General features: G+C 61.5%; 25 protein-coding genes and 3 tRNA genes. 24 read left to right on the forward strand and 4 right to left on the reverse strand.

Annotated features, from left to right (window positions below):
* The first annotated feature begins 283 nt into the window (after positions 1-283).
* The 3 genes from HMPREF9237_RS03545 (at position 284) to HMPREF9237_RS03555 (ending at position 1,714) form a co-directional block, all read left to right on the forward strand.
* Positions 284-356: transfer RNA gene (locus HMPREF9237_RS03545), tRNA-Lys, on the forward strand.
* A gap of 229 nt (positions 357-585) precedes the next feature.
* A complete protein-coding gene (locus HMPREF9237_RS03550) occupies positions 586-1,026 on the forward strand; it encodes a hypothetical protein (protein ID WP_016442363.1) in 441 nt (146 codons plus the stop codon).
* A 226-nt stretch (positions 1,027-1,252) separates the two neighbouring features.
* Positions 1,253-1,714 (forward strand): Hsp20/alpha crystallin family protein, encoded by a 462-nt coding sequence (locus tag HMPREF9237_RS03555; protein ID WP_016442364.1) that lies wholly within the window; start codon positions 1,253-1,255, stop codon positions 1,712-1,714.
* A 67-nt stretch (positions 1,715-1,781) separates the two neighbouring features.
* Here HMPREF9237_RS03555 and HMPREF9237_RS03560 read toward each other — a convergent pair whose 3' ends face one another.
* Positions 1,782-2,213, reverse strand: coding sequence for a hypothetical protein (locus tag HMPREF9237_RS03560; RefSeq protein ID WP_016442365.1), 432 nt, complete (start codon positions 2,211-2,213; stop codon positions 1,782-1,784).
* Positions 2,214-2,365: 152 nt separating this feature from the next.
* Positions 2,366-3,937 (reverse strand): aspartate:alanine exchanger family transporter, encoded by a 1,572-nt coding sequence (locus HMPREF9237_RS03565; RefSeq protein WP_016442366.1) that lies wholly within the window; start codon positions 3,935-3,937, stop codon positions 2,366-2,368.
* 31 nt (positions 3,938-3,968) lie between these two features.
* Here HMPREF9237_RS03565 and HMPREF9237_RS03570 point away from each other — a divergent pair, with 31 nt between their 5' ends.
* The 20 genes from HMPREF9237_RS03570 (at position 3,969) to HMPREF9237_RS03655 (ending at position 21,442) form a co-directional block, all read left to right on the forward strand.
* Entirely contained in the window at positions 3,969-4,892 is a 924-nt protein-coding gene (locus HMPREF9237_RS03570; RefSeq protein ID WP_016442367.1) for an ATP-grasp domain-containing protein, read from the forward strand.
* A gap of 194 nt (positions 4,893-5,086) precedes the next feature.
* Positions 5,087-5,162 (forward strand) — tRNA-His (locus HMPREF9237_RS03575).
* Positions 5,163-5,322: 160 nt separating this feature from the next.
* On the forward strand, positions 5,323-5,547 hold the full coding sequence (locus HMPREF9237_RS03580; RefSeq protein WP_016442368.1) for a hypothetical protein: 225 nt from the start codon (positions 5,323-5,325) through the stop codon (positions 5,545-5,547).
* A gap of 246 nt (positions 5,548-5,793) precedes the next feature.
* Entirely contained in the window at positions 5,794-6,774 is a 981-nt protein-coding gene (gene mvk, locus HMPREF9237_RS03585) for a mevalonate kinase (RefSeq protein WP_016442369.1), read from the forward strand.
* The gene (mvaD, locus tag HMPREF9237_RS03590) at positions 6,771-7,745 is read left to right on the forward strand and encodes a diphosphomevalonate decarboxylase (RefSeq protein WP_016442370.1); all 975 of its coding nucleotides are present in this window, start codon (positions 6,771-6,773) and stop codon (positions 7,743-7,745) included. The genes mvk and mvaD overlap by 4 nt, the downstream gene beginning before the upstream one ends.
* Complete coding sequence (locus HMPREF9237_RS03595) at positions 7,742-8,845, forward strand: phosphomevalonate kinase (RefSeq protein WP_016442371.1); 1,104 nt, start codon at positions 7,742-7,744, stop codon at positions 8,843-8,845. The genes mvaD and HMPREF9237_RS03595 overlap by 4 nt, the downstream gene beginning before the upstream one ends.
* Complete coding sequence (fni, locus tag HMPREF9237_RS03600) at positions 8,842-9,981, forward strand: type 2 isopentenyl-diphosphate Delta-isomerase (protein WP_016442372.1); 1,140 nt, start codon at positions 8,842-8,844, stop codon at positions 9,979-9,981. Before HMPREF9237_RS03595 ends, fni begins: the two co-directional genes overlap by 4 nt.
* A 180-nt stretch (positions 9,982-10,161) precedes the next feature.
* The gene (locus HMPREF9237_RS09470) at positions 10,162-10,485 is read left to right on the forward strand and encodes a hypothetical protein (protein ID WP_155875823.1); all 324 of its coding nucleotides are present in this window, start codon (positions 10,162-10,164) and stop codon (positions 10,483-10,485) included.
* A gap of 4 nt (positions 10,486-10,489) precedes the next feature.
* Complete coding sequence (locus tag HMPREF9237_RS09475; protein WP_155875825.1) at positions 10,490-10,789, forward strand: hypothetical protein; 300 nt, start codon at positions 10,490-10,492, stop codon at positions 10,787-10,789.
* Between the two features lie 308 nt (positions 10,790-11,097).
* Positions 11,098-11,406 (forward strand): hypothetical protein, encoded by a 309-nt coding sequence (locus HMPREF9237_RS03605; protein WP_016442373.1) that lies wholly within the window; start codon positions 11,098-11,100, stop codon positions 11,404-11,406.
* An 81-nt stretch (positions 11,407-11,487) separates the two neighbouring features.
* A complete protein-coding gene (locus HMPREF9237_RS03610) occupies positions 11,488-11,829 on the forward strand; it encodes a helix-turn-helix domain-containing protein (RefSeq protein WP_016442374.1) in 342 nt (113 codons plus the stop codon).
* 92 nt (positions 11,830-11,921) lie between these two features.
* Positions 11,922-12,998, forward strand: a complete 1,077-nt coding sequence (locus HMPREF9237_RS03615; RefSeq protein ID WP_039898282.1) for an AAA family ATPase — start codon at positions 11,922-11,924, stop codon at positions 12,996-12,998.
* A 466-nt stretch (positions 12,999-13,464) separates the two neighbouring features.
* Positions 13,465-14,388 (forward strand): transporter substrate-binding domain-containing protein, encoded by a 924-nt coding sequence (locus HMPREF9237_RS03620; protein WP_016442376.1) that lies wholly within the window; start codon positions 13,465-13,467, stop codon positions 14,386-14,388.
* A gap of 157 nt (positions 14,389-14,545) precedes the next feature.
* The gene (locus HMPREF9237_RS03625) at positions 14,546-15,205 is read left to right on the forward strand and encodes an amino acid ABC transporter permease (protein ID WP_016442377.1); all 660 of its coding nucleotides are present in this window, start codon (positions 14,546-14,548) and stop codon (positions 15,203-15,205) included.
* Positions 15,189-15,986, forward strand: a complete 798-nt coding sequence (locus tag HMPREF9237_RS03630) for an amino acid ABC transporter permease (RefSeq protein ID WP_016442378.1) — start codon at positions 15,189-15,191, stop codon at positions 15,984-15,986. The genes HMPREF9237_RS03625 and HMPREF9237_RS03630 overlap by 17 nt, the downstream gene beginning before the upstream one ends.
* Positions 15,983-16,876, forward strand: a complete 894-nt coding sequence (locus HMPREF9237_RS03635; RefSeq protein ID WP_016442379.1) for an amino acid ABC transporter ATP-binding protein — start codon at positions 15,983-15,985, stop codon at positions 16,874-16,876. The genes HMPREF9237_RS03630 and HMPREF9237_RS03635 overlap by 4 nt, the downstream gene beginning before the upstream one ends.
* Positions 16,877-16,881: 5 nt before the next feature.
* Positions 16,882-17,985 carry a hydroxymethylglutaryl-CoA reductase (NADPH) gene (locus tag HMPREF9237_RS03640; RefSeq protein ID WP_016442380.1) on the forward strand — a complete coding sequence of 368 codons (1,104 nt, stop codon included), beginning with the start codon at positions 16,882-16,884 and terminating at the stop codon, positions 17,983-17,985.
* Entirely contained in the window at positions 17,986-19,161 is a 1,176-nt protein-coding gene (locus tag HMPREF9237_RS03645; protein WP_016442381.1) for a hydroxymethylglutaryl-CoA synthase, read from the forward strand.
* Between the two features lie 209 nt (positions 19,162-19,370).
* Positions 19,371-20,099: a hydrogen peroxide-dependent heme synthase gene (gene hemQ / locus HMPREF9237_RS03650; protein WP_155875828.1), complete on the forward strand. Its 729-nt coding sequence runs from the start codon at positions 19,371-19,373 to the stop codon at positions 20,097-20,099.
* A 74-nt stretch (positions 20,100-20,173) separates the two neighbouring features.
* Positions 20,174-21,442 (forward strand): ferrochelatase, encoded by a 1,269-nt coding sequence (locus tag HMPREF9237_RS03655; RefSeq protein WP_016442383.1) that lies wholly within the window; start codon positions 20,174-20,176, stop codon positions 21,440-21,442.
* Here the strand turns inward: HMPREF9237_RS03655 and orn are convergent, their stop codons facing one another.
* Complete coding sequence (gene orn / locus HMPREF9237_RS03660) at positions 21,443-22,117, reverse strand: oligoribonuclease (RefSeq protein ID WP_016442384.1); 675 nt, start codon at positions 22,115-22,117, stop codon at positions 21,443-21,445.
* Between the two features lie 148 nt (positions 22,118-22,265).
* Positions 22,266-22,338: transfer RNA gene (locus HMPREF9237_RS03665), tRNA-Arg, on the reverse strand.
* Between the two features lie 164 nt (positions 22,339-22,502).
* On the opposite strand from HMPREF9237_RS03665, the gene HMPREF9237_RS03670 reads away from it, so the two are divergent.
* Positions 22,503-24,047, forward strand: coding sequence for a GTPase domain-containing protein (locus HMPREF9237_RS03670; RefSeq protein ID WP_051106965.1), 1,545 nt, complete (start codon positions 22,503-22,505; stop codon positions 24,045-24,047).
* Positions 24,048-24,062: the final 15 nt, after the last annotated feature.

Raw genomic sequence — 24,062 nt, forward strand, 5'->3', positions numbered from 1 at the left:
CCTGCGCGAGCGAGGGTGGTGCAGGGGCGTGGAAGCGGGGGTGTGATGTCGCGCCGGGCAAGTGCCCATAGACCCTTAATCTCCGGGTTAAGGGTTGCCGCAATCGCGCGGGATACCGTTGGTAGGACGGCGAAAAGCGCGGTATCTCGCGCCTATGCGGTAGTTGGGAAGGTGGTGTGAGGGAGGAAACAGCCTCAGGCAGGCTTCTGAACTTGCGCTGGGTGGGAACCCTGGGTAAAGTATCTATTCGTCGCCGCGGGCGGCGAACATAAAAGAATAACGAGCACCGCTAGCTCAATTGGCAGAGCAACTGACTCTTAATCAGTGGGTTCTGGGTTCGAGTCCCAGGCGGTGTACAATCCGCTCCGCAGCTTCGGCTGCGGAGCTTTTTCATGCCAAAATTGGCTACGGGCACATTCTACCCGGGGTACAATACTCCGTCTACCTCCATCCAATGCATCTGAGCAGGCCGTGTTAGAAGCCTGTTCCTGCTACGCGCAGGGCGAAATTGCGGATCTACCCGATAACCATCTAAGCGACACCTGTCGCGTTATTCTTGAGGGTGGACTCAGTGGAGGAGTATTGATGAGTGACTGTCCCTATTTCCGGATTTCTAAGAGTGGCTTGATTGCGCTCGCGGGCGGGGTGTGGTGCCTGGCGGGAGTGAATGTCGCGCGCATCGGAGTGGAGAGTTTTGCGGATTCTACCGTGGGTGCGCCGTGGATCTGCCTGCTGCCCCCGCTCGTTTTTGCCGCCTTTGGGGCAATGTTTACCAAAGTTGCCGGGAAGCATATCCGGCGCATTCGCTCCCATCCCCGGCCAGCGCGACCCTTGTGGCATTTCTTCGACCTGCGCTCCTACCTTGTTATGGCCATCATGATGGGTGGCGGAATTGGCCTGCGCATCAGCGGAGTGCTGCCCGACTCCTTCATTGCCTTTTTCTACACCGGATTGGGGGCTGCCCTGGCCGCCGCGGGACTGCTGTTCTTCGGTGCTTTCATTCGCGATGTTCGCCGCGGTCAGTGATGTGCGGTGCGATGATCGCTGTGCCATACATTCGCAGGCTTGCGATATCTACGCTCTCCAAAGCTGAGTGCTATTGACTCAACTACTATTGAGCCTAGAGTGAACAATTACATATGAGCGGAACAAAGATAAGCCTGTGGGGGTTGGGATTGATGTCAGGGCGATAGGCCCGGGCGCCGAAAGGCGCGCGGCGTCGTCGTTCATAGAAGTGAAAGAAGGATTGACCATGGCATACGATATTGATCGCACGGTGTCTAACGCGGTGGACCGGTTCCTCAGCCCCTTTGATGGATTTTTTGCCGTTCCCACTCGGATGGTGAACGGGCGGCGTTCCGATCTGGAGGATCTTGCGCTGCAATACCGTTCGCAGCTCAAGCAAACTGAAGATGGCTACGAAGTCCTCTTCGATGTTCCCGGTTTCGCTGCGGAAGATATTGACCTCAACGTTTACCCGGATCACATTACCCTCAAGGCTTCGCAGGAAGAAGAAATCGAGGGCGGTACGCGCACGCGGTCCGTCTCCCGCAGCCTGGGCTTCGAGCAGGCGGTGGATACCACCACGGTGGATGCAAATCTCAGCGATGGCGTGCTCACTGTCACGGTGAAGACCACCGCGGGCTCGCAGGGTCGCAAGGTTCAGATTGGTTCGGGCAAGCGCACCACGGAAACTGACTCCGCTGAGAAGTAAACCAATTTAATAGTGAAGCGGGGCTCCTCTCAATAGAGAAGGGCCCCGCTTTTATACGCGCACAGTATTACTTCGGCGCGCACTCGCTCTTTTGCCCGCGCGCCATGAGCTCGGCTTCCGGCGTGCCTTCGCGCACGTAGGTGGCACCGGCATTCGGGGTGGCCTCATCGGCCAGCGTGATACTCTTCCCGTCCTCAGCGAAATGCGCTACCGAAGTTCCGATCTTCTTACCATCAACATCCTTCCAGGTGACGAGGTTGTTAGCGGGTTCGAAAGTACCGGTCATCACTTGGGATTCCCCGCCGTTGCAATCCACCACCTTGGAGATCAGCTCGCGTCCGTCCACGCTCACCACATACATCGACGCCCCCGCCTGCCGCATAAAACTCCCGGCCTCGGTCGTCTCAGCGGCATCGCATCCGCCTAGCAGGAGCGCCCCCGCTCCCGCCAGAAACAGCGCCGCTGCGCTCGCCGTCGTCTTGCGCATCATATCGCGCATGTCACGCCTCACTTCCTGTACGTTCCGGAAACGGTTCCGAATCTTCTTCCCTACTTTAGCCGCGGTACGACGCCGCCGCCCGGCCCGCCCACTCGTTTCCACGCCGCGGCTCACGTTTGCCTGTCGGTCGCCACCGCGGTGCTCCGGTTTTGCTAGAGCACCAGTACCGCCGGCACCAGGAAAATCTTCACCACTATCGAGAAAGCGAAGAGCGTTGCGTAGGCATTATCGATGCGCTCGTCGCCCACCCGAGAGGTAGCCGCGTCCAGGACTGCCGGCTGGCCCAGGAAACCGGCGATAGCCCCGGCGGTGCGGGGCGCGGAAAGCCGGAGCACCCAGGCGCCCGCTACCAGCAGTGCCGCGCAGGAGACCAGTGTGATCACGCAGACCGTCACCGCAGCGCCCACCGCTTGCGGAGAAAGCACAATCTGCGCGAAGCCGGGCCCGGCCGTCAGTCCCAGGGCAGCTAAAAACAGGGTGAGTCCCAGTTGGCGCATCGTCAGATTGGCCGCCTCCGGCATGGCCCATACAAAAGGCCCGGTGCGCCGCGCCGCGCCCAAGAACATCCCCGCGATCAGCGGGCCGGCTGCGGTGCCCAGCTGGAATACCTGGCCGCCGGGCAGCGGGAAGGTCACGAAACCGAGGAGCAACCCGGCCACCATCCCCACCGATAGGCTCAGCACGTCGATCTCCGAGATGGAACGTTCGGAATCCCCAAAAAGATCCGCGATGGCATCCCAGCGTTCGCGCGGGGCCACCACGGTCACCCGGTCACCCGGCTCCAGGATGAAATCATCGCGGGCCAGCAGCTCCAGATCCCCGCGCCGCACCCGGGTCACCACCGCGCCGTATTTGGCGGGCAGGTTGAGTTCCCCGATGGAACGCGCCGCCACATCCGGGTTGGAAACCACCAGGCGGTTGAAATCCACGTGGCTGCGATCATCGGCCAGATGGTCACTTCGCAAGTGTCCGAGGTGCGCGGCGGCCGCCTCCACATCCGCAGCTAGACCAACAACAACGACGTCGTCCCCTACCTCGAGATCCTCACCGGGCAGGGCCACCCGCACTCGCTCGCCGCGTCGCAAGTAGGATACCCGCACCCGCCCGTCGGCCCATTCGGGGATATCGCGCAGGTTCATGGGGTGTTCCACGGTGATGGTGCGTGGATCAAGCAGGGTTCCGGCCAACGAAGGAGTATCGCGCAGTCCCGGCCAAGATCGACCCACGATGAGGGAAACCAGGATAATGCCGATAATGACCGCCAGAGGATACCCGAAGGCATATCCGATAGCGGGCTGTGTGGAACCGTCCGTGAGTCGGGTGGCGGTGGCAAGGGCCGGTGCCGCCGTCGTCGCACCCGTGAAAAGACCCGCCAAAAACGGCCGTTCGATACCGAAAAGCAACCCCATCATCAGGGCGGTGCCCGCGGCGAGGAAAACCGCAACCACAGAAGCTACAAGCAGGGAAAGATTGCGCCGCAGCTGCGCGAAAAAGGCCGCGCCCGAAGCGATGCCCACGGTGTAGACGAAAAGCGCGAGCCCGAGGGACTGCACCACGTCCATACCCGCCCCGAGTTCGGGGAAGCGCGCGGACATGGCCAAGCCCACAAAGAGGGCGCCGGCCGCGCCGATACGTATCCGGCCCAGCGGAATCGCACCGAGAATGGAGCCGAGGGCCACCACAACGAAAATTGTTAGTAACGGGGAAGAGTCAAGGATCGCCACGTCATAAGACTAGCCGGGGTAGAGTAAGAGTGTGTCTGATCCCATTGTTACTCTTGCAACGAGCAAAGACTTACCGAAGCTCGACGTTGACGAGGCCGGTCTGCCCGATGCCCTGCGTGAGCGCCATATCGAACCGCGCATCGTAGCGTGGAACGATCCCGATTACGACTGGAACGACGCCGGAGTTGTCGTTGTCCGCTCAGTTCGTGATTACGGGCGCGATCCGCAGGCCTTCATTTCGTGGGCCCGCTCCGTTCCGCGGATTCTCAACCACGCCGATATTATGGCGTGGAATTCGGATAAGCATTACCTGCGGGAATTGGAAGCGGCAGGTTTGCCGACCATTCCCACTACCTGGCTGGAACCGGAGGAAAACCTCACGAAACACCAGGTCCATACCCGTTTCCCGGCGCACGGTGATTTCGTGGTCAAGCCCGCGGTGTCCTCGGGTGGGCGCGGTACGGGGCGCTACACCGCCACCGATCCGGCTTCGCGCTCCCAGGCGATCCTGCACGCGCAGCACGAGCTTGCGAAGGGCCGCAGCGTGATGGTGCAGCGCTACCTGGAGAATATTGACCGCACCGGTGAGGTCTCACTGATCTTCCTCAACGGCCTGGCTTCCTACCGGGTGGAAAAGGCTCCGCTGCTCCACCCGCGTTTCCGCAGCGCGGATCAAATCCAGGAAGAAGTCGTGTCTGTTTCAGAGGCGCGCGAATCGGAATGGCGTTGGGGTGAGCGGGTGCGCAACGTGCTGCACGGGCTCATCCGCGAGCACACCGGGCGTGACCACCTGCTGCTCTTCAACCGTGTGGACATCGTGCCGGCCGCGCCGGGGGATCCGAACGAGTTTTACGTCATGGAGATTTCCCTGATCGACGGCTCGCTCTATCTCTCGTTGGATGAGAGTCACCTCAACCGTTTCGCGGACGCGATTGCGGTGCGGACAGCCTGGTAGTTCGGTCACGGGCGGCGCGGTTGTAGCACGACGGCGCAGCTTTCGCTCCCGCGAATAAACGCGACTGAGGTACGACGGCGCAGCCGGGCGGCGCGCCGATCTAGCTCACAACGTGGCCGCTATCACCGCCGCTGAATTGTGTTTGCGCGCGGTGACCGGCTATAGTTGTTTATCGGCGTTCTTTCGCCGAAATGGTGGCCATAGCTCAGCTGGCAGAGCACCTGGTTGTGGTCCAGGAGGTCGCGGGTTCAAGCCCCGTTGGCCACCCCAGAGTTCAGGCTCGTTTTGAATGTTTGGAAGCAAGCAGGCGAAACGAGCCTGAGTTGTATCGCTGGTAGGGGATGGCAGTGCCGGCCTATGCCGGCCTATAGCCCGCAATGCCGTTTCTGGCGGCTACCTGTAAGCCCTATCTGCGCAGAGAGGAGCCCTCGTGGCGAAGCGCAAAAAGAAAGATCGCGGCGGCGTACTGACCTGGGTGGGAATCCTCGCTATCGCGCTCGCGAGCATCGCGGATTTTGTGCTGTTCTTCTTCGATAATGGTTCCCGCTATATCCTCTACACCCTCCCGCTGTGGTTCCTTGGCATCGGGTGTTTCGCCTGGCTGGGGCGAGGTGAGGAGCGCAGCGGAAAATCGCCTAATAAGCGGGGTCGGTGAAGGTTGCGGCTCCCGGCTGTGCCCCTCGTATCTGGTGAACCATTTCGCCGGCGGCGTGAATTTCCTGCGCGGCAGATCGCCTGTTCGGCAAGCTCAACGCGCTCGGCATAACGTGGCGCGCGCTATCCTCACCGTCACGCCACCAAATTCTCGGTACCATAGGGGAATGACCAGCGCGGAGCCGTGCCCCGCGCAGCAGGGCAAGTACAGGTAGGCCGCTCGCGGCCGTGACAAGGAGCCGCACAGTTGAGCCAATCGCAATCCTTCGCGTTCGATACCCAAACCCGTATCCCCAAGGTACGCATCGGGGTCGGTCGCGCGCACGGCAAGGCGATCCTATTCGGCGAACATGCCGTGGTTTACGGGGCCCCGGCAATTTCTCTCCCTGTTCATGTGCTTCCCGTTATCGCCAATGCCACCATCACCACTGGCGAATCCACGATTAGTTCCGAGCTTTATCGCGGTCCGGCCGCCTCCGCCCCGGAGCGCCTGAGTCCCGTGGTCGCCGCTATTGATGCCGGGCTCGATTTCGTGGCCCCGGGCAGCTCCGCCCACGTCACGATTTATTCCGATATTCCTTATGAGCGCGGACTCGGCTCCTCGGCCGCGGTCGCTGCCGCGATTGTTTCGGCCATTGCCGACGCCGCGGGGGTGCGCCTCTCGCCCGCCGAGCGTTTCCTCCTCATCCAGGTAGCCGAACGGGTGGCCCACGGGCGCCCCTCCGGGATGGATGCCCACGGCGTCGTCGCCGATACTGTTATTAAATTCCAGCGGCCGGACGTCACTCCGCTCATCGTGGCGCGCCCCCTCCACGTGGTGATCGGTGATTCTGGAGTGCCCGGCGCCACCCGGCAAGCCGTCGGCTCGGTGCGGGAGCTGCGCGAACAGTTCCCGGCGAAAGTGGAGACCCTGGTCGCGCGCCTGGCCGGATACGCGGCGGACGCGGAAATGCAGCTCGCGACGGGGGATTGGGCGAGCATGGGTGAGAATATGTGGCGCGCCCACGCGACCCTCGCGCAACTGGGAGTCTCCTCCCCGGAACTCGATACTCTCGTAAACGCTGCTCACAGTGCCGGGGCGCTCGGTGCAAAGATGACCGGCGGCGGGATTGGCGGGTGCGTCATCGCCCTGGCAGAGAACAGTGCTCACGCGAAAGACATCGCCGCGGCCCTGAGCGCAGCGGGCGCGGCAAACGCCTGGTCCACCTGGGTGGAGGCCAGCAAATGAGCACCGCGCGCGCCCACCCGAATATCGCCCTCATCAAATATTGGGGGAAAGCGGATGACGAACTCATGCTTCCCGCCGCACCTTCCGTTTCCCTCACCCTCGATATTTTTCCGACGACGACGACAGCCCGGCTCGCCCCCACCGCCCAGCGTGACCGACTCATTCTCAACGGCCGCGAAGCGAGCGACAAGGCGCTTAGCCGGGTAGAGCGGGTGCTCAATGTTATCCGCGAACAGGCCGGGCGCAGCGAAAAACTGCTGGTCATCAGCGATAATGAAGCACCGACGGGAGCCGGAATGGCCTCCTCGGCTTCCGGATTCGCGGCCCTGGCGCTCGCGGCCGCCACGGAATACGGGATGGATGTGAACACCGCTCACCTCTCTCGCCTTGCTCGGCGCGGTTCGGGATCGGCTTCGCGTTCGGTTATTAGCGGGGTGGCGCTTTGGCATGCCGGAACGGATGAAGAATCGTTTGCTGAAGAAATCCCGGCCCCGCCGCTGGCCATGGTCTCGGTGGTACTCAACACTGCTCACAAGAAAATTACTTCCCGGGAAGCGATGGTCACCACCCGCGCTACCTCGCCGTACTACCGCGGCTGGGTGGAATCCACTCGCGATATGGCCGCGCAGATGGTGGAAGCTTGTAAGGCGGGGGATATGCGGTGCATCGGTGAGCTTACCGAGCTCTCCGCGCTGCGTATGCACGCCTTGATTATGAGCTCCGAACCGCCCATTCATTACCTGACGTCCGTGTCCTGGCGCGTTTTTGAGCTGGCCCGCACCCTGCGCGGCGTGGGAATGGATGTGTATGCCACCGCGGATGCCGGCCCGAATGTAGTGCTCCTGACCCGCCCCGAGCTGGCCGCTGAAGTGGCACGCCACGCCGAAGCCCTCGGCAAAGTAAGCATTGCTCACGCGGGGAACGGTGCTTACCTTGTAGCGGAACCGGAGTCTCACCGGGAGGTGCTGTGAGCGAAGCAGATAGCTTGAGCGGAGCAGATACAGAGCAGGCCTCCGCGCGCATCCACGCTAATGCGCCGGGCAAGCTCTACATCGCGGGGGAGTACGCCGTGGTGGAAGCCGGCCGGCCGGCGATTCTTATCGCGGTGAACCGTTTTATTGACGTGGTCCTCACCCCTGCGGAAGGCTCCGGCCTGGTGCGTTCGCACGGCAACGGTTTCGCACCGCTCTACTGGCGCCACGAAAATGCACTTCCCGTTTTTGATGATATTGGCTCCGATTACGCTGCCAATGCCATCCGCACCGTGGAAGCGCTGCGCAGCGAACGCGGCCTGGAGGCCCGCCACTACAACCTCGATATCACCTCCGGCCTGGTGGAAGAGGACGGCCGTAAATACGGCCTGGGTTCTTCGGCCGCGGTGACGGTGGCCATCGTGGATGTGCTCAATCGTTTTTACGATCTCAAACTCACCCTGGAGGAACGCTACAAGATCGCGCTGCTTTCCGTTTTGGAGCGGGCCCCGCGGGCTTCGGGCGGTGATATTGCTGCTTCCACCTACCGCGGCTGGGTTTACTACCGCTCCCCGGACCGCGCGGGCCTGAGTGAATACGCGCGCAGCCACAGCGTGACCGAGACCCTGAGTGCCCCGGCTTGGGAGCCATGGGCGGTGGAATCATTGCCCGCTCCCGCCCGCGAAGAACTTCTGGTTGGGTGGACCGGCCTGCCCGCCTCCACCGAGCACCTGGTTTCCGGGGTGCAGGCCCGCTCGCGCGGCGCTTATTTCCCCGGTTTCCTGGACGAATACGAGGACGTGGTGGAACGCCTGGCCACCCAATTGCGCACTGGGGGCCGCATCGGCGCAGAGCTCACCGCCGCGCGCCGGCTCCTGCGCCAGCTGGGCGCCAGCTCGGGTATCACCATCGAAACCGAGCGCCTGACTCATTTATGCGACGTCGCCGCCGGGCTGGGGGGAGCTGCTAAATCATCCGGAGCTGGCGGGGGTGACTGCGGGATTGCCCTGGTGGGAAGCGATGTGGATAAAGATGCCGTGTATCGGGGGTGGCGTGCGGGCGGCGTCGAACCGCTGAACCTGGCGGTGGTGGAAGGATGAGCGCGGTGAATGCGGCCGGCGCGGCTGAGGCTAGCGCTTCGCGCGGTATGGGCGATGGAGCCAGTGCACAGCAGGATACTTCCCGGGCCGCGCGCAAAGATGAGCATGTGGCCCTCGCGCGGGCTCAGGAGATCCGCCGTAATGATTTTGATTGCGTCGCGCCGGTTCATCACGCGCTTGGCGCGTGCGACGTCGCCGCGGTGGACTTGTCCACGCAGGTCGGGCCCTTCACGTGGCCGGTGCCTTTCTATATCAACGGCATGACCGGCGGGACGGAAGCGACCGGGCGCATTAACCGAGTGCTGGCGATCGCGGCGCGGGAAGTGGGCGTGCCGATGGCGAGCGGATCGGCCTCGGTGGCCCTCGATGATCCGGCTACGGCTTCCTCGTTTACTGTGATTCGGGAAGAAAATCCGCGCGGCTTCGTTATGGGCAATATTGGGGTGGGGCGCAGCGGCGCGGATGCTCGGCGCGTGGTGGAGCTTTTGGACGCGGATGCCCTCCAGCTGCATCTCAATGCCGGGCAAGAAATTGTTATGCCGGAAGGCGAGCGGGAGTTTTCCGGTTGGCGCGCCTCGGTGGAGGAGATCGTGGCGCAGGCCGGCGTGCCTGTGATCGTCAAAGAAGTGGGATTCGGGATTTCGCGGGAAACGCAGCGTGTGCTCGCGGATCTTGGGGTGCAGGTGGTTGATGTCGGGGGAGTGGGCGGTACGGATTTCGCCCGCATTGAAAATTCCCGGCGGGAAGCAAGTGAATATTCGTATGTGGCGGGTTTCGGGCAATCGGCTGCGCTGTGCCTGCTTGAGGCGGAGGCGGGAAGTGGGCTTGACCTGCTGGCTTCGGGCGGGGTGCGCACTCCTTTGGACGTTGTCCGTTCGCTTATTTTGGGGGCGCGTGCGGCCGGTGTGGCTCGCCAATTCCTTGAGCTGGCGGTTCAGGGGGATGAAGCGGCTGTGGCAGGTTTGCGTTCCTGGCGGGATCAGGTGCGCGCGCTGCTGGCGCTGCTCGGGGCGCAGACGGTCAGTGTGGCGCGGCAGTGCCAGGTGTTTATTACCGGGGAGCTGGCCGAACGGGCCCGGCTGCGCGGTGTCGATCTTGAGGCGTATGCGCGGCGTGGTGCTGCGGCGGATAACTGAATTTCGTAAATAGTTCGGTGAACGAATCAGACCGCTCATCAATCCTCACACCGGGCCCGAATCCGGATATAGTGGAGCAAAGTGAAGGTGCGGATCCCGGTTCTGTCTAGGCGTTTGGTTTGGCTGGTTGTGAGCCGACGGATCCCGTGTGGAATACCTTGTTTGGGGAGGATGAGGGACGTGATTACGGGGAAGGAAGCGGTACGCCTCGCCGCTGAGCGTCAGCGTAAGTATTACCCGGAATTCACGATTTATTCTCGTGGGTGGTTGGAAGACGACGAATATTATTGTCCTAGTGTCTTCGTTAAATATCCGTCAAAAGGGCCACCCGGTTTTCTTGTGAACAAGCAGACCGGTGAGGTTGAGGAATTCCATTATCTACCTAATCTTCCTATTGCTGCACGGTTAAAAGCAATGAAGCGAACTAAGTTTTTATTCCGTAGGGTGATTATCCGACCTCGGCGTTTCCGTCGTATGTGGAATACCTTGTTTAGGAAGGATTAGGGAAGTGATTACGGGGGAGGAAGCGGAACGTCTCGCTGCTGAGCGCCTGCATGAACTCTGTCCAAAAGATAATGTCATTTCTCGTGGGTGGGCTGAAGATGGTGAGTCTTATGCTCCGATGCTATCGTTGGGGCGTGATTTGAAGGGGTCGCCAAGCTTTTTTGTGAATAAAAAGACTGGTGAGACTGAAGAATTCCATTATCGCCCTAACAGTCCTATTGCGGCGCGGTTGAAGGCAATGAAGCGGACGAAGCACTTGTCTCCTAAGGTGATTATTCGCCCTCAATCGGGTCGGGAGGGATGAGAGCGTGATTACGGGGGAGGAAGCGGAACGTCTCGCCGCTGAGCGTCTGCATGAACTTTATCCGAAATGTACGATTACTTCTCGTGGATGGGGCGAAGACGACGAGTTTTATGCGCCAATGCTATCCAAAGGCCGCATATCGAAGGGACAGCCAAATTTTCTCGTAGATAAACAGACTGGTGCGGTTGAGCAATTTCAATATTGGCCCGATAGTCCTATCACAGCCCGGCTGCGTGCAATGGACTGGATTAAGCATTTGGTTCCTAGGGTGATTATTCACCCTCAATCGGGTCGGGAGGGATGAGAGCGTGATTACGGGGGAGGAAGCGGTTTATCTCGCGGCAAAGCGTCTGCATGAGTTTTACCCGAAAGATACAATCACTTCCCGCGGGTGGGCAGAAGATGACAAATATTATAACCCGATGCTATCAAGGGGCAGGATAGCGAAGGGCGAACCACGATTTCTTGTGAACAAGCAGACCGGCGAGGTTGAGAAAATCCATTACCGTCCTAATCTTCCTATTGCTGCACGGTTAAAAGCAATGAAAGTCACTAAGTATTTGTCCCCCAAGGTGATTATTCGCCCTTACCGGTTACCCGGAGGGAGCGAAGATTAAAGTGTTTCGGATCCCTACGGGGAGCATGACTGGTTGTAATATTTGGATCTGGTAGACACCACATCAACAAGGAGATCTACGATGGCGTTGGAGAATGATTACACCTTGGCGGTAGGCCAGCAGGTGAAAAAATATCGCACTCACCAGGGACTTACGCGCGAAGCACTTGCGGCAATGGCGCAGCTTCCGCTCGATGCCGTAGTGAAGCTTGAATCTGGGATGGGTGATGTTGATGGGGCTGTTCTTTATCAGCTCTCGGTCGCTCTCGACGTGAGCATTGAAGGCCTTCTTTCGCTCGCTGATGTCAGTGACAAGGTAAGCTATGCCACTTGTTCCGGGATGGACAAGTCGGATGCGGAGAACATGCGGGACGCTGCGCTCGGCTATTTTGCCGATCTTGAATTGGTGTCAAGCGCAAGTTAGATCTGCACGACTCGGGAAATGACTCGCCTTCCTAAGATGTATAAGAAGTAGAAGATGTAAAAGATAGTAAAGGCTGAGATGGGCGGATAGACATGGCGGGTAATCCATTCAAGCCAACGGCGGGTGCGACACCTCCTGTTTTGGTTGGTCGGGAGAGCCTCATTCAAGAGTTCGAGGACTCCTTGGCTGATGGCCCTGGTGCTCCTGCCCGGCTATCGCTCGTAACAGGAAATAGGGGCGTGGGGAAAACGGCGCTCCTGAATGCGTTTCGGGACAAAGCAAGAGCTCACGGTTGGCAAACAATCGACGAAACAGCCGAAGCCGGTTTTATCGAACGCATCGCCAACCAGCTGGTCTCCAAGCGCCGGCAAATAACCGGGGTCAGTCTTCCCGGAGGCCTATCAGTAGAGCTGAGCGAAGCTCGGCAGGCCCTGGACTTTCGGACAATCCTGACGAGGGAGCTCGAGAAACCCTTCTTTAGAAAAGGACTGCTCATAACGCTTGACGAAACTCAGGCCGGCAGCATCGAAGAGCTTCGCACCCTGGGCACAACGATGCAGCATATGATCCGCGAAAATCGCGATATTGCGCTGGTTATGGCTGGCCTGCCATCCGTTTTACCCATTCTGCACCGGGACAAGGTCATTTCCTTCTTCCGCAGGGCGACTCCGATGCAGCTCAAGGACGTTTCATTAGAGCTCGTCGCCGATTCTTTCAGACAGGTTTTTGACAGCAACAAACGTGAGGTTGCTGATGAGGCTATCGAGCTCATGGCGGAGGCGACTCGCGGATACCCGTACATGATTCAACTCGTCGGCTACCAAACTTGGCAGCAGGCTCGGGATAGTGCGGCTATTACGTGCGAGCACGCTAAAGAAGGCGCAGCGGCAGCGCTGCGGCGGCTGGGGAATACCGTCCACGGCCTGGAGCTTGACGGCCTATCCAATGTTGATAGAACATTTTTGCTTGCCATGGCTCAAGATAGCGGAGCGTCTTCTGTGCGCGACATTGCTGAAAGACTAGGCAAAGACAGCAACTACGTGGGCACCTACCGAGCCCGTTTGATTGAAGCTGGCGTCATTACTCAAGCGGGCTACGGGAAGGTTGATTTCGCTATCCCGTATATGCGTGAATGGCTCAAAGGCCACGAGTCGCTGAGTTTCCTCTAACCACTTCTTGGCGCCTCGCTCGTTCAGAGCGACGCCGCACCGCAGTCGTACCTGACCTGCCCCAATAACCCCACTCCCGCACCGCCTTATGAGATGTCCCACAGGGATGGTTCTTTCCTCAACTGGATTTCTGCGCGATGAGCGCCTAACGTAAACCCCATGGCGAACAGGACCACTCAGATGCACACCGCGATGCGCGGTGCCTGCGTGCGTACCTGCATGTGCCCCATGTGTTGCATGTGTTGCTGTCGCTAGTTCGCCAGCGGAACCCGAAAAGTTAGTTGCCCCATACTGAAGACCGGGCATTTTCGGATAAGCCAGCGCGGACAAGCGGTACCCCGGTGTTCAATTCCCGGGGACTAACACAAATGTGGATAATGCGATGTCCGCGGTGGCACGGCCTTGCGTTTCGTTCCCAAAATCCCGCATTATCCACGGTCAACCCAACACCAAGTAAGGAAGAACCGTGGCAATTGCACAAACCTCACGTATTCGTCGTCGCGTCCTGGGCGGGCTGTCCGCCCTGGCGGCGCTCACCATGGCCCTTACCGGGTGCTCCAGCCCGGATCTATCCGGCTCGGGTGACTCCGCCCCCGGTACCGCCGCGGGTACCGGGGCCGGTGCGGAGAGCGCCACCGTGGGGGCCCGCACCCCCGAACAGATCAAAGAAGCCGGCTCGATTCGCATCGGCACCTTCGCGGACAAGGCACCTTTTGGCTCGCTGGTCGGGAAAAACACCTACGAAGGCTACGACATAGTTTACGGTGAGCGCCTCGGCAAAGACCTGGGTGTCAAGGTCGAGTGGGTCCCGGTGGATGCCTCCTCGCGCGTGGAATTCCTCAAGTCCGGAAAAGTCGATATTATTCTCGCGAACTTCACGGTGACTCCCGAACGCGCCGCGCAGGTGGACTTCGCCAATCCCTACATGAAGGTCTCCTTCGGTGCCGTTTCCAGCGCGAAGGAGCCGGTGCGTTCCGAAGCGGAACTCGCGAATAAAAATATTATTATCGTCAAGGGCACCAGCCAGGATGCGTGGATTACCGCCAACCACCCGGAATGGAAGGTGACTAAGTACGAGCAGTACACCGAGGCCACCAATGCCCTTACCGACGGACGCGGGGACGTGTGGATCACCGACAACACCGAAGCCCTCGCCTTCACCGAACAGAACAAGGATTTCGTGACCGGAATTGCTTCCTTCGGGGAAGAGTCCACCATCGCTGCCGCCGTGCAGCAGGGGAATACCGAGCTGCGCGACTGGATCAATAACAACCTCGTGGATCTCGGCAAGGAGAACTTCTTCCACAAGGACTTCGAGCAGACCCTCGCCCCGGTCTACGGCACCGCGATCTCTCCCGATGAACTCGTCATCGAGGGAGGGGCTCGCTAACAGTTCCCTCCTCCCTCACGCGCGGGCCGCCCGGCACCAAAAAACGCCGGCCCCAAGAAAAGCCGCCCGAATCGGCTTCCATAAAAGCCGCCCGGCCTCAGCTAACCGCCCGGGCGGCCCGCGCCGGGAGAGAGCGAATCTCACGCGAGGAGACTCCATGGATCTATCAGTACTGAGCGAAGCGTGGCCCCTGTACTTGCAGGCCATGCTCGTCACGTTCCGCATCGGCGCCATTGGCGTGGCCGCCTCCCTCCTCCTCGGCTGGGTGTGCGCGGCGCTCGCGCATTTCCGGGTGCCTATTGCGCGCCAGCTCGTGGCCATCTACATCGAGCTCTCGCGCAATACCCCGCTTCTTGTCCAGCTTTTCTTCCTCTATTTCGGCCTCCCGAAAATCGGCCTCACCCTCACCGGGGAAACCTGCGCGATTATCGGGCTGACGTTCCTGGGCGGCTCCTACATGGCCGAAGCTTTCCGCTCCGGCTTGGACTCGGTGCCGCGCATCCAGCGCGAATCCGCCCTCGCCCTCGGGCTCACCCGCCGCCAGGCCCTCACCCGGGTCCTGCTTCCGCAGGCCGTGGCCGTGGCGATGCCGGCACTCACCGCGAATATTATTTTCCTCATCAAGGAGACCTCGGTGGTGTACGTGGTTGCCGTTCCGGACCTCATGTACCTGGCCCGCGAACATATGGGCCTGCAATCCACCACGCAGGAAGCACTGCTCCTCCTCACGGTGTGCTACACGATTATTCTGCTCCCCATCGCCCTCGGGGCGCGCTGGCTGGAAGGGAGGATGCGCCGCTATGCTGCCGTTCGCTAACGTCACCCTCGCTTCCGTATCCGCATATGTTACGACGACGCACGGCGCGCTCGCGTCCCTGCCCGCTCGCTTCACCTCCGCACCCGCGCCCACCATTCCGACTAGCGGCGGGGAAGGCTGGCGCCCACTCCTCGACCCGGAGAACCTCTCCCTCCTTTTCCAAGGGCTGTGGGTCTCGGTGCGCATCGCCCTCATCGCGATGGCGCTGTCCCTCGTGTTCGGAACCCTCCTGGGCCTGGTTATGGACGTGCGCTCGCGTCTGGTCCGTTTCCTCACCCGCGCCTACGTGGAGGTGCTGCGCATCATCCCGCAGGTGGTGCTCCTCTTCATCGTCTATTTCGATTCCACCCGTACCTTCCACCTCGATATGTCCGGCGAGCTCGCCGCGATTATCGTTTTCACCCTGTGGGGTACGGCGGAGATGGGGGACCTGGTGCGCGGCGCCATTGCCGCCGTACCCGCCCACCAATACGAATCGGCCCGCGCGCTCGGGCTGTCCACCCGCCAGCTCCAGCGCCACGTGATTCTCCCGCAGGCCATCCGCCAGCTCATCCCCCTCACCGTCAATCTCACAACCCGCATGATTAAAACGACGGCGCTTGTTTCCCTTATCGGCGTCATCGAAATCCTCAAAGTTGCCCAGTCGATTATCGACCGGGAACGCTTCGAGTACCCGGATGCCGCCCTGTGGATCTACGGCGCGGTCTTCCTCATCTACTTCGTGGTCTGCTACGCGATCTCCGCCTATTCACGCCACTTGGAAAGGAAACTAGCACTATGACAAGCCCGGCATATTCCCAGCCCCTCGACCCTGAACTCGCCTCCGACTCGCGCTCCCTAGGCACCACATCCGCTCCCGGCCCGCGCGCCCTAGGCGCCGCATCCGCTCCCAGCCCGCTCGCTTTGCGTGGCGCGGCCGGGCACGCACAAAGGCTGCGTTTAGTGGACGTTGATAAAACCTACCCGAATGGCGTGCATGCCCTCCAAGGTGTTTCGCTTGAGGTGGCGCCTTCCGAAGTTGTCGTCGTCGTCGGCCCATCTGGATGCGGCAAATCTACGCTACTGCGCACCATTAACGGACTGGAGGATATCCAATCCGGAAGCATTTCCTACGGTGAGCAGAACCTCGCGGAACCGGGCACGGACTGGACCGCGGCGCGTGCCCGCATCGGGATGGTTTTCCAGAATTACGAACTGTTCCCGCACCTGTCCGTCCTCGAGAATCTGCTCCTGGCCCCGCGGGTGGTGCGCAAGGCACCTATCGCTCCGACCCGTGAACGCGCCCTGGCACTGCTGGAACGTGTGGGGTTGGCGAACCGGGCCGATGCGCGCCCCAGTCAGCTTTCCGGCGGGCAGAAGCAGCGGGTGGCGATTGTGCGCGCGCTCATGATGGAGCCGGAGGTGCTGCTCCTGGACGAAATCACCGCCTCGCTGGACCCGGAAATGGTACGCGAGGTGCTCGACGTGGTCCTCGAGCTGGCCGGCGGCGGGATGACGATGCTGCTCGTCACCCACGAAATGAGTTTCGCGCGGGCGATCGCGGACCGCGTGGTCTTCATGGACGCCGGGAAAATCGTGGAAATTGATAGCCCCGAGCGCTTCTTCACCAGCCCCGCCTCGGAACGTGCCCGTGCCTTCCTCAAGACATTCGTTTTTGAGCCGGTAGACTGAGCGGCGTGACTGACTCGAGAATCACCCCGGACTCGCAGACCCCCATCCCCACTAAATGGGTGGGCCCTATTCACATCTCCGGCCCCGTGTTGAGCGGCGCCGTGGAGGTTCCGCTCGCCACCTACGAAACGCCGCTGTGGCCTTCGTGCAACCGCGGCGCGGATGTCTCACGCATGGTGGAGGGTGGCATCCGCGTGTGCGTGGCCGATGAGCGCATGTCCCGCTCGGTGCTTTTTATTGCCGACGCCGCCGCAGCGGCTCTCCGCGCGGTCACCGACATCGCGGCGCGGCGTTCCGAGTGGGAACGGGTGGTGGCCGGGCAGTCGCGCTTCGCGCGCCTGCTGGATATCCACCCCGAAGTGGTGGGGAATTTGCTTTTTGTGCGTTTCGAATTCTCCACCGGGGATGCCTCGGGTCACAATATGGCCACCCAGGCAGCTGAAGCTCTTATGGGTGCAATATCAGCGGTGTGCCCGGAGCTGACCTACGGGTCCATTTCCGGGAATTACTGCATTGATAAAAAGCCTTCCGCCGTCAACGGGATTCTGGGGCGCGGGCGGCGCACCATTGCCGATATTTTTATTCCGGATGAGGTGATCGCCAAGCGGCTGCGCAGTGACGCGCACCGAATTGCCGAGCTGAATTACCGCAAGAATTGGGTGGGCTCTACGCTCGCCGGGGCGGTGCGTTCGGCCAATGCCCACTATGCCAATATGCTGCTGGCGGTGTACCTGGCCACCGGCCAGGATGCCGCCAATATCGTGGAAGGATCCCAGGGCTTCACCCACGTGGAAGAACGCGCAGGCGGGCTCTATGTATCCTGTACCCTCCCGAATCTCATCGTGGGGACGGTGGGTAACGGCAAGGACCTGCCCGGTATTGAAGCGGTCATGGAACGTATGGATCTGGCGGATCGGAGCCGGCCGGCCGGGGAGAACTCCCGGCGCCTGGCGGCCATGATTGCCGCTACTGTGCTGTGCGGGGAACTGTCCTTGCTGGCCGCGCAAACGAATCCGGGTGAGCTCATGCACGCGCACCGTAAATTTGAACGCGGCGGGGCACCCGCGCCCCGTGCGGCTCAGCAGCAGCCACGCGTTAAGGAGAACTAAGTGAATATCGGTATTGACGCACTTGCCTGCGCTACTTCGCATTACTGCCTGCCGCTCGCGGATATGGCGGAGGCTCTGGACGTGCCCGTGGGTAAGTACCACGTGGGGCTCGGCCAAGAACATATGAGCATCCCGGCCCTCGATGAGGATGCCGTCACCCTGGGGGCCCAGGCCGGGGCGCGCCTTTTGACCGCCACCGGCACGGAGGGAATCCGCACCGTCATTTTCGCCACCGAATCCGGGGTGGATCAGTCGAAATCTGCCGGGGTTTTCCTGCACGCGCTCCTCGGGTTGCCGCGCCATGTGCGCACCGTGGAAATGAAAGAAGCCTGTTACGGGGGGACCGCGGCGCTACAAAGTGCCCTCGGTATTGTGGCGCGTCACCCGAAAGAAAAAGTGGTGGTCATCGCCGCGGATATCGCGCGGTACGCGGCGGGCGGATCCGGGGAACCCACCCAGGGAGCCGGCGCGGTGGCTTTCCTGGTGAGCGCGCAGCCGCGCCTGCTGAATATTCCCGCGGTGAGCGGTGTTTACACCGCGGATATCAACGATTTCTGGCGCCCGAATGATTCCAGCACCCCGCTGGTAGACGGCCACCTCTCCATGGATGCCTATATGGATGCCCTCACCGGGGCCTATGATGACTACCTCGCCCAAGGCGGCATCCCCGCAGCTCAGCTGGCTCGTTTCGTGCACCACCAGCCCTTCGGGAAAATGGCTCGCAAAGCCCACGCCCGTCTCATGGCCCATACGAACGATCCGCGCGGAGATGAGGTGATCGAAACCGGCCTCACCTACGGGCGCCACATCGGCAACTCCTACACAGCCGCCCTCTATATTGGCATCCTTTCCCTCCTCGGTACCGACCCGGCCGATCTGACCGATACCCCCATCGGGCTCTTCTCCTACGGCTCGGGCGCGGTGGCGGAATTCTTCGCCGGTATCCCGGTGGCTGGCTACCGGGAGCGGCTGCGGGAAACCGGGGCGGATGCCGCGGGGGTCGCAGCGCTGCTCGCCGCGCGGGAAACTATCGATTTCCCCACCTACCGGGTTTTACACGGTGCTCTGCGCACGGATTCCGCCGATTTTTCGACGCCGCCGCAGACCACCGCACCTTTCCGCTTCGCCGGGGTGAGTTGCGGGGTGCGCCAGTACGAGGTGCGGGCGGAGGGATAGTGGCCCGGGGCGGCGTCGTCGTACCAAGATGGCGACACCCACATGTACGGCACCCCGCAAAATAATCGTATGCCGTAGTGAAACTCGACCATACTGGAGGTGAGCTACCCGCACCACCCCGGGCGAAACTCGGGAGTCTCCGAAATCTGATACAGTTTTTCTGCGCGTGTCAAGTGACGAAAGACTTAGGAGACAGTACGATGGGGAACATGACTCAACGACCCGCAGATGTGGAACCGAACTGGAGCGTCTCCGGCGGCGACCACCATCCTGATACCGAATACACGATTTACACAGTTGTTCATCGCCCGGCCGGTAGCCCGGCCCCCGCGGATCTTTCCAATGCCACGGCGCGCATTGATGAAGTTATTGCCGCGCACCCGGAAGTCACCCTGCGTGGCTTCTACGATCTGTCCAATTTGCACGAGCATGCCGATCTCATGGTGTGGGTGCACGGGAAAGACCTTGCCCCGCTCCAGGATTTCATGCGGGACCTGCGCACCACTCCGCTTTTTGAGAATCTTGATGTGACCTGGCAGGTTCCCGGTGTGCACGTGGCCGCGGAATTCAACCGCATGCACGCCCCGGCCTTCCTGGTGGGTGATAAGCCGCTGAGCTGGCTGTGTACCTATCCCTTCGTGCGGCACGCGGAGTGGTACCTCATGGACGGCAAGGAACGCGCCGTGCACCTGCGTGAACACGGCATGGCCGCCTCGAAATTTGAGGGGATCCTCGCCAATACCGTCGCGTGCTTCGGGATGTCGAATTACGAGTGGATGCTCGCTTTTGAAGCTGAAGATCCCACCCAGATTGTGGACCTCATGCGCGCCATGCGCTACACCCAGGCGCGGCGCTGGATGAAGCGTGAAACACCCTTCTTCTTCGGGCGCCGCTGCGAAACCAGCGAGCTCGCCAAGATTCTGCGCTACGAAGCCTAAACAGTGCTTATTCCGTGAGCGGTGTTTACCACCGCGGAACGTGCACGGATAAGCAGCGCTTACACAGGAGATTCATGGACTACCAAGCCAGTCAACAGACCAGCGCCGCCCTGGTGGCCGAACGGAAAGCTCCGCGTGCCACGCGCATCACCCGCGCTCCGGGCGAGCATATTCTGGCGGGAAGCCCCGCCGTGCAGCACGCCGCCGCGCGCGGGGAGCACTGGGTGAGTGAACCCACCGCCTATGACGCCATCGTGCTCGCTTCCTTTGGCGGGCCTAACGGTCAGGAAGACGTACTGCCCTTCCTCCGCAATGTCACGGCAGGGCGGGGCATTCCCGATGATCGCCTCGAAGAAGTGGCGGTGCATTATCGGCTCAACGGGGGCAGTTCGCCCATTAACGGGCAAAACGCGGCCTTGCGTGCCCGCCTAGAAAGCGAACTTGCCCGGCGCGGCCACAATATTCCCGTCTACTGGGGTAACCGCAATTGGGAGCCCTATATTTGGGAAGTGGTGCGCGATGCCTATGAAGATGGCCACCGCACGCTGCTGGCGGTGCCTACCTCGGCGTATTCGGGATATTCCTCCTGCCGCCAGTACCGGGAGGATTTCGCGGACGCGCTCGAATACGCGCAAATCCCCGAGGATATGCGGGTGGATAAACTGCGGGAATTCTTCGATCATCCCGGTTTCGTGGTCCCCTTTATTGAGGGCCTTGCGGCTGTCTATACGCAGATGCGGGAGCGCGGTTTCGCGGCGGAAGAGATTGAAGTCCTCTTCACTACGCATTCCATTCCCAACCGCGCCAATGAGCTTTCCGGCCCGCACGAACTGGGCGGTGGGCTCTATCTGCGCCAGCACGAAGCGGTGCGCGATGCTATCCGTAGCGCGGTGGAGGAGCAGGTGGGGGCTCGCCTGAGCTGGCAGATGGTCTTCCAGTCCCGTTCCGGCCCGCCGCATATTCCGTGGTTGGAACCCGATATTAATGATGTTATTGAAACGTTGCCGGGGCGCGGGCGGCGGGCTGTCGTCGTCGTTCCTATCGGTTTTGTATCCGATCACATGGAAGTGCTGTGGGACCTTGATAATGAGGCCCGGGCGACGGCGCAGCAGTGCGGCCTGGCTTTCGCGCGGGTTTCCACACCGGAAGAGCATCCGGCTTTCGTGGCCGGTCTGGCTGATTTGGTGGAGGAACGCCTGGAGGGGCGTCCGCGCGCGCAGCGGGCCCACCTCACTGAGATGGGCCCGTGGTTCGATCTGTGCCCGGCGCATTCGTGCCGGAATCCGCACCTCCCCGAACTGCGCGCCATTGGCGGCTTTATCGGGGAAGGCGTGGACGCGTAATTATTCGGTGGCCTCGGCGGCTGCGATACCGGTAGCGCAGCTATCGCCGGTATCGCCGGCAGCCAGCCGTTTCGTTTCGCCTTCTACCTGGCGTGCGGCCTGCTGGGCAACCTCGGTGTCCACGCTTTCCGGGAAGAGTACCGCGCGGTAGTAGCGCAGCTCGTCGATGGAATCGTAAATATCACCGAGGGCCCGGTGGTGCCCGAACTTCTCCGGGGACACAAAATACGCCTTGGGGTACCAGCGCTTCGTCAGCTCCTTAATGGAGGAGACGTCAATAATGCGATAGTGGAGGTAATCGACCAGCTCAGGCATGTATGCGGTGAGGAAGGTCTTATCGGTCCCCACCGAATTACCGCCCAGCGGCGCCTTACCTTCCGGCACCCGCTCCTTGAGATAAGCGAGCACCTGGCTCTGCGCCTGCGCCACACTCACCCCGGTCTCCCATTCATTAATGAGACCAGAGGACGTATGCATATCGCGCACAAAATCGTTCATCTGCGCGACCGCCGCATCGGAGGGCTTAATAATAATATCGATGCCCGCGTCCACCGGGTGGAGGTTGCCGTCCGTCACAACAACGGAAATTTCCACCAGCTCATCAACGCGGGGATCCAAGCCTGTCATTTCGCAATCGATCCAGACAATCGGATCGTTTAGATCGTGGTAACTCACCCCTCCATTCTAAGCACACGCGTGCGAGCGGGCGGATGCGGTCCGCGTGGGGAAGGGGAGGTACGACGACGCCGCCAGTTGGCAGCGGGGACTGTGGCCACGCGGGCGGTGCTGCCGGGTGGTGCCGCGGAACAGCCCGAAACAAAAGCGCCCCCGAAAGGATTCGAACCTTCGACCGACGGATTAGAAGTCCGGTGCTCTATCCACTGAGCTACAGGGGCCTGGCGCACCTTGCACAATATGTAACGAACTTTCACAACACGCAATGAACTATCACGATGCAGAAAGAACTATCACCTTGTGCATAAGCGGCGCTCTTAATGTACCCGAATCGGCGGCGGGGTTAAAACTACGCGCCCGCGTCAAAATGGTGAACAATAGAGGGGTGGCTCAATATCGTGATGTTCCTCGTCTTATCGCTCGCACTATCGACGCGCTCGATAAAGCGCGCTTTCCCCTTGCCCTGCCCGGCTCGCGCGATATCGAAGCGGAGCGCACCCAGCTCATCACCCAGCTGAAAAACCGGGTGCTCCCGCGAATGCAACGCGAGGCCACCCCGGCGGTGGTGGTACTCGGCGGCTCCTCGGGGGCCGGGAAATCCACTCTCTTCAATTCGCTTTTCGGGGAGGAACTCTCCGCTGCTTCGGTGCTGCGCCCCACCACCCGCACCCCGGTGATCGCCGTGCACCCGGATGATGCTCCGCTCCTGGAAGGCCACGTGCTCACCACCCTGGCTGAGGTACGTGAAAGTGCCGGCGCAATCCCCGGGCTGGTGCTGGTAGACGCCCCCGATCTTGATTCCGTGGACGCGGATAACCGCACCCTGGCCCGCACCCTCCTCAATAGCGCGGACCTGTGGATTTTTGTGACCACCGCCTCCCGCTACGGGGATGCCACCGCCTGGTCGGTGCTCACCGATGCACACGGGCGCGGGGTGACCACCGCGGTGGTACTCAACCGGGTCCCGGCCAGCGCTGCCCCCACGGTGCGCGCGGACCTCGCGCGCCGGATGGAAAGTTCCGGATTGGGGGACTCACCGCTCCTCATCGTGGCCGATAACGGCCCCACCGCCGGGCTCCTTCCCCCCGCTAGCGTGGCCGAGCTGCGCCAGTGGCTCGAATCCATGTCCGAAACCGGCTTCGGCCAGGCCCTCATCACCCGGGCGGATGCCGCCATGTTCCCGCATATGGGCGAACGCCTGGAACATATAGCCGCCGCGGTGGAAATGCAGGCGGAAGCCGTGGAGTACCTGCGCTCCGTGGTGGAGCAGTCCGCCACCGCCCCGCGCGAAGCCCTGCGCAAAGCCGCCCTCAGCGGACGCTTCGGGGCCGGGGCGCCCACCACCGCCTGGCTTTCCGCCGCCTCCAGCGGGGGGCCGCTCGCCGGTATTAACCCGGCCGCCACCCCCGGCCTGGGGGCGCGCGGACGTATCGGGGCCCGCGACGCCGCCATGACCACCGTGTTTGAAGCGGTCCGCACCGCCGCGGATGTCACCCTCACCCAGCAGCTCAGCGATGCCAGCGACGCAATTCTTAGCTCCTGGGCGGGTGGGGTGATTGACACTCGCGAACTCGCGGCAAGCGCTCGCGCCGCCCTCGATCTGGACGCCATCCGTTTCCGGGCCTTCTCCGCGTGGATGAGTTACCTGAAGGCTACCGCGCAGGCCGCACCGCGCAATCGCTGGTTCGGCACCGCAGGGATGGCCGCGGTACTCGGGGCCGCGGCCGGGGGAGTGAACGGGGCACGCAGCCTAGCCGACGGGCTCTACCGGGGCGGGGCTGTGCGCGAGGCCCGCGAAGAACTAGCCCGGCTCCTCGACGGGGCAATCACCGAGGTCACGAAAGTATTTCGTAACCAGCTTGGCGATGTGGAGCTCGGTTCGGGGCGCACGCTCCGGCTGCGTGCCGTCGAATTTAAAGACAGGTTCTAGTGGAGGAAGGGAAGA

This window comes from Actinotignum schaalii FB123-CNA-2 (assembly GCF_000411135.1).
In the GTDB taxonomy this organism is placed as follows: Bacteria; Actinomycetota; Actinomycetes; order Actinomycetales; family Actinomycetaceae; genus Actinotignum; species Actinotignum schaalii_A.